This window comes from Nostocoides vanveenii, from assembly GCF_039531165.1.
GTDB lineage: Bacteria > Actinomycetota > Actinomycetes > Actinomycetales > Dermatophilaceae > Nostocoides_A > Nostocoides_A vanveenii.
Genome location: NZ_BAAAPN010000007.1, coordinates 1 through 3,193 on the forward strand (window position 1 = coordinate 1; position 3,193 = coordinate 3,193).

Genomic DNA, 3,193 nt, shown 5'->3' on the forward strand with positions numbered 1-3,193 from the left:
TAGGTGAAACTCTCTCACACCCTCACCCGGACGTCGGCGGTGTTCGACGACCCGAATCTCGTGTCGTCCGCCGGGCTGGTCCCGCTCCTGACGCTGGCGGACCGGGCGGGGCTGCGTCGCCTGGCGGATGAGCACCTGAGCGTGCCGACGGACAAGGGCGCGAACGCCGGGTTGAAGGTGGCCTCGCTCGTGGCGGGGATGGTCGCCGGCGCCGACAGCATCGATGACATGGCGCTGCTGCGCCACGGCGGGATGGGCCGGATCTTCGCCCGCGCGTACGCGCCCTCGACGCTCGGCTCGTTCCTGCGCACCTTCACCTTCGGGCACGTCCGCCAGCTCGACGCGGTCGCCGCCAGGTTCCTGCTCGCGTTGGCCCCCTGGCCGGGCTAACCCCGACGGTCCCGGCACCATTGCCCGCTGGCGACGAGGCGGGAGCGGACGGCGGGTACGCCGTCGTCGACGTGGACGACACGATCATCGAGGTCCACGGCCACGCCAAGCAGGGCGCCGGATTCGGCTACACCCGGGTCCGAGGCCTGAACGCGCTCCTTGCCACGTTGACGGTGCCCGGGTCGGCGCCCCTGGTCGTGGCGCAGCGGCTGCGCAAAGGCTCCTGCGGGTCGCCCCGCGGCGCGAAACGCCTAGTCGGTGACGCCGTCAAGCAGGCCCGCCGCCTGCTCGGGCCGAAGGCGCCGGTCCTGGTCCGGATGGACTCGGCCTACTACGGCCGCGACGCCGTCCATGCCGCGATCACCGGCGGCGCCCACCTGTCCGTCACGGTGCGCGCCACCAGCCCGGTCAAGGCCGCGATCGCCGGCATCGACGAGGCCGCGTGGACCACGATCAAATACCCGGACGCGATCTTCGACGAGGCGAGCGGCACGTGGATCTCCAAGGCGGAGGTCGCCGAGGTGCCGTTCACCGCGTTCGCGTCCAAGAAGAAGGCCGACCGCGTCCAGGGCCGGCTGGTCGTGCGCCGCATCCCCGACGTGCACGCCGACAAGAAGAAGGCCGCCGGGCAGGGCACCCTGTTCGACGTGTGGCGCTTCCACGCGTTCTTCACCACCGCCCCCAAGGACGCGCTCGACACCGTCGCTGCCGACAAGATCCACCGCGGACACGCCATCATCGAGCAGGTCCACGCCGACCTCAAGGCTTCCGCGCTGGCGCACCTACCCTCCGGGACGTTCACCGCCAACGCCGCCTGGCTCGTGCTCGCGGTCATCGCATTCAACCTCACCCGCGCCGCGGCCACCCTCACAGCGGCGCCCAAGATCGCGAAAGCCACCACTGCGACCGTGCGACGCAAGCTGATCCACGTCCCGGCCCGGGTCGCGTCATCCGCCAGGCGGATCACCCTGCACCTGCCCCAGTCGTGGCCCTGGCGCGACGCGTGGACGCGACTGTTCGACCGCGTCGCCGACCCGCCCCTAACGGCACTGCCCTGACCACCCAGCCAGTAACGGCGCGACCCGAGCAACCCCGACGTGGAACACCCCGACAGCGAGGTCGGGCGATCACCCACACCCCAACACGATCCTCAGCCCGCGGACAGCATCACACCGACAACCGAAGGCTCATCGGTGGATCGAGGCTTAAACGTCCGCGCCGCGTGTTCCTTCTCCGAGTGGGCGATCACGATCGTGGCGTCGACATCCAGCACGACCAGATCCTTCGGCAACGTGCTGTCGGCCACCCGCGCGGCCGGGAGCCCGCCCGGCAGCAACCCCCAGACCCGCGCCCTGGCCTTGGCCCGCGCGGCCGCGACCCGCGTCGCCGAGGTATCGGCCAGCTCGTCCAACGCGCGCCACACCGTCGCCGGCGACGCCACCGGCCCGAGCACATGGTCGTGGTGACGCAGCGTGTCTATATCCGAGATCGCTTCACCACCGGCGACCAGCATCGTGGCCACATCCACCAGCACCCGGCCCCGGTCATGACCCGGGACGAAACCGCGCCGCGCCAGGGCCGTCGAGAGCGTCTCGGTCAGGCCGACCCGATCAGCCAGCAGCCGCACCGCGACACTGCCCGCGTGGGCGACCACGCCCGACCCGTCACCCGATACCGCCAACCCGCTCGACCACGAAGTACGCTTCACCTACGGAGTGCCTTCCCGCTCAGGAACTTTGAACTGTCGTAAGTCCAAGTATCCCGTTGCAGGCTCATCACAGATAAGGGTGTAGGGCTGGGCGGCGCGTCGGTCGCTGGGTAGGGGTCGAGGCCCCCTGAGGTTGGAAGTTCTGACACTGCCTATCCGGAGGACCTCGACGTGGTTGACGCTACCTTCGCTTGCCCTGACCTGACGACGTTCGCCCGCCTCGATGGGCTCGGGCTGGTGGTGACCGGTCAACGGGTCGAACCCGATCGGGCGGTGCTGGCGTGCCGTGTTGTCGAGGATGACCGATGGTGTCGACGCTGCGGTTGTGAGGGCACGGCCCGGGACAGCGTGGTCCGGGAGTTGGCGCACGAACCGTTCGGGTGGCGACCCACCACGCTGTCGGTGACGGTCCGCCGCTACCGGTGCCGCGGCTGCGGTCACGTGTGGCGCCAGGACACGAGCAAGGCCGCCGACGCTCGCGCGAAGGTCTCCCGGGCCGGGTTGGCGTGGGCCTTGACCGGCCTGGTCGTCCAGCACCTGACCGTCGCTCGGGTCGCCGAGGCGCTCGGGGTCGCGTGGAACACCGCCAACGACGCCGTCCTGGCCGAGGGGAAACGGGTCCTGATCGCTGACCCGGCCCGGTTCGACGGCGTCGCTGTTGTCGGGGTGGACGAACACGTGGGCGGCACACCCGCAAGGGCGGCAAGTACGTCACCGTCATCATCGACCTCACCCCGATCCGCGACGGCACCGGCCCCGCCCGCCTGTTGGACATGGTCGAAGGACGGTCCAAGGCCGCGTTCAAGTCCTGGCTCGCCGACCGGCCACAGGCGTGGCGCGACGCCATCGAGGTCGTTGCGATGGACGGGTTCACCGGGTTCAAGACCGCCACCAGCGAAGCGCTCCCCGAGGCGGTGACCGTGATGGACCCGTTCCACGTCGTCCGCCTCGCTGGGGATGCTCTGGACCGCTGCCGGCGCCGGGTCCAGTTCGAGCTCCACGGCCACCGCGGGCTCACGGGCGACCCGCGGTACCGGGCCAGGCGGACCCTGCACACCGGCGCCGACCTGCTCACCGACCGGCAACGCGAACGCC

General features: G+C 70.7%; 1 protein-coding gene and 2 pseudogenes. 2 read left to right on the forward strand and 1 reads right to left on the reverse strand.

The window, feature by feature from the left end:
* The first annotated feature begins 3 nt into the window (after positions 1-3).
* Positions 4-1,448 (forward strand): annotated as a pseudogene (locus ABD209_RS01355) (IS1380 family transposase).
* A 92-nt stretch (positions 1,449-1,540) separates the two neighbouring features.
* Here the strand turns inward: ABD209_RS01355 and ABD209_RS01360 are convergent.
* Complete coding sequence (locus ABD209_RS01360) at positions 1,541-2,098, reverse strand: transposase (protein ID WP_344061030.1); 558 nt, start codon at positions 2,096-2,098, stop codon at positions 1,541-1,543.
* 171 nt (positions 2,099-2,269) lie between these two features.
* Between ABD209_RS01360 and ABD209_RS01365 the strand changes: the two are divergent.
* Positions 2,270-3,193, forward strand: a pseudogene (locus ABD209_RS01365) (ISL3 family transposase); the annotation flags it as partial.